2 protein-coding genes are annotated in these 2,344 nt (G+C 69.2%); both read left to right on the top strand.

Annotation, left to right across the window (positions count from 1 at the left end):
- Nucleotides 1-380: 380 nt before the first annotated feature.
- Nucleotides 381-1,790, top strand: coding sequence for a S8 family serine peptidase (locus tag D7Y15_RS43160; protein ID WP_121756192.1), 1,410 nt, complete (start codon nt 381-383; stop codon nt 1,788-1,790).
- Nucleotides 1,791-1,847: 57 nt separating this feature from the next.
- Entirely contained in the window at nt 1,848-2,309 is a 462-nt protein-coding gene (locus D7Y15_RS43155) for a hypothetical protein (protein WP_121756191.1), read from the top strand.
- The last annotated feature ends 35 nt before the right edge of the window (nt 2,310-2,344 follow it).

The following is a 2,344-nucleotide window of genomic DNA, read 5'->3' as shown; positions in this document are numbered from 1 at the left end:
CCTCCTGCCTGCCCCTTCCCCACATCCGCTGGCGGACAGAGCCCGTGTGCTCCCCTGGCCACTGCCCTCGTCCCACGGAGGGAATCCGTTGTCTTTCCAGAGGTTCGGGGAAGCCGAGCGAGGACCGAGACACCAGAGAAGGGGTGTCTATTACGGAAATCCCGTGATTTTTTGTCAGGGGGTCGCGGTCAAATCCCCCGGTTGGACCCCAGCGCATGGGGAGAGGGGAGGGCAGGTGATGCAACGGCTCCGGGCGACGCCCGCGAGCCCGACCCACCGGATCCGAAGGGGCTTGTCAGGGTCCCCAGGTGGGCGCGGTCGTACCGCAGGTGCTCTCCCTTTGGGCCCGGCGCGGATTGAGCGGTTCAAGGAGCACAGCCATGAAGTCGTTCCTGTTGGTACCCAAGGAGTCCATCGAGACGCAGGCCCGGCCCGGTGTGCGTGGCACGGCGCAGGGCGAGCGCGTCCTCAGCCGTAGCACCGCGCTCCGCTTCAGCGCGGCCCAGAAGGCACCGGATGCCCTCACCGCTCTCGGCCTGCGGTCGGCCACGCTGCCTGGCGTGAAGCCGGAGGTCAGTGGTCAGGCGCAGCGTGGCCGCAAGCGCGCCCGCGGCAAGAAGGCCAGCGACGTCGACGCCACGCCCATGCCGGGCGCGCCCGTGACGGAGCAGGTCGGCACGGAAGCCGGCAGCTACCGGTTCATGCCGCTCATCGGCGCCACCATGGCGCACTTCTACTCCCAGGACGCGGAAGTCGCGGCCCGCGGCGAGCTGGCGGCGGAGTTCGAGTTCATCCCGGACGTGGTGCCCCTGTCCTTCCCCGGTCCGGTGTCCGCCGGACAGACGGGGCCGCGCAACCGCGGCATGAGCTCGCTCGCGCAGCGCGAGTGGCCTGACGAGTCCGGCGTCCCCCTGGCGCACGCCCAGGGCATCCGGGGCGCCGGCGTGATGCTGGGCATCCTGGACACGGGCGTGGACGCGGACCACCCCGAGCACGCGAGCAAGACCATCCAGTTCCGCTACGTCTCGCTCTTCCCCAACTCGCCGCACAACCCCGCGCGCGACGTGCGCGGTTTCGACCCTGACGGCCACGGCACGCACGTGTGCGGCATCGCCGCGGGCGTGCACCACGGCGTCGCGCCGGAGGTGGACCTCTACGCCGCGTCCGTCATCGAATCGGAGACCATCCGCACCAGCCTGGGCCGCGTGGCCGCCGGCATGGAGTGGCTGCTGCACCAGTTCAGCCGTCCGGAGAACGCGTCGCGTCCCGCCGTCGTCAACCTGTCGCTGGGCTTCCCGCTGCAGCCGCCTCCGGGCATCTCCGAAGCGGACTACCTGCTCAACCAGCGCGCGCTGCAGGCCATGCTGCGTCGGCTTCTGGACAGCAACATCCTGCCCATTGTCGCGGCGGGTAACAGTGGACCCGACACGGTTGGTTACCCAGCGGCCTTTCCCGAGGCCCTGGCTGTGGGGGCAGTCGACTTCGAGCGCAACGTGGCCACCTTCTCCGCCAGCGGCTCCGTGGGGCGTCGGGTCGTACCTGACGTCATGGGCTACGGGGTGAATGTGTATTCGTCTACTGAACGCCGCTGCAACAATCAGGCGTTCTATGAACGAATGAGCGGCACAAGCATGGCGGCGCCGTATGTCGCGGGAATCGCCGCGCTGTATCGTTGCCGCGCCCCTGACTTGACGGCATTGGAAGTGAGGGATTTGATTCTGGGCAATGCCATCAAGCTTCCTCGCTCGGCGAACCACCGGACGGGGAAGGGCCTGGCTGTTTTCAGGTGACGCGGTAGTTGCCGGGGCCGGTGCCACGTGAGCACCGGACCTGGGGAGGATGTGGCCATGAGCAGGAAGAATGGCGTGCCGGGCGGACCCCAAGACATTTCGGCCCGGATGTCCTCCGTTGCCGCCGTGCGTCCGCTGCCTGGCAGCGGAGGCACGGTGCGTGCGTTGCCGGGCGCGGGTGGCCTGGAGCGTGACGCACAGCCGGCCGGCGACATTGACGTCACGGTGATGCCCCGGGAGTCGGCCGCGCCGAAGAGTCCTTCCGCGTCCTCACGGGCACCCATGCGTTCGCGCGCGGATATCTACAAGGAAGGCCAGGCGGAGAACGCCCGCTTCCGCGAGAGCTTCATGCGCTGGCTGGAGGCACACCAGTTGGTGGGCGCAGTGCGCGCCATGAGCGAGCCGGGCGGTTCCCTGCCCATGCTGCACTTGAGGTGCGCCCCGCGCGTGCTGGACCAGCTGCGCCGCGCGCCGGAGTTCGAGGCGGGCACGATGATGCCGCTCGAACAGCTGTACTAGGCCCGCCCCACCGCGCTTGCCTCCTGTCACCGGCC

Source organism: Corallococcus sp. AB030 (assembly GCF_003668965.1).
Classification (GTDB): Bacteria; Myxococcota; Myxococcia; order Myxococcales; family Myxococcaceae; genus Corallococcus; species Corallococcus exiguus.
Note: the sequence above shows the minus strand (reverse complement) of the source record. Positions and strands in the feature narration are given on the sequence as shown.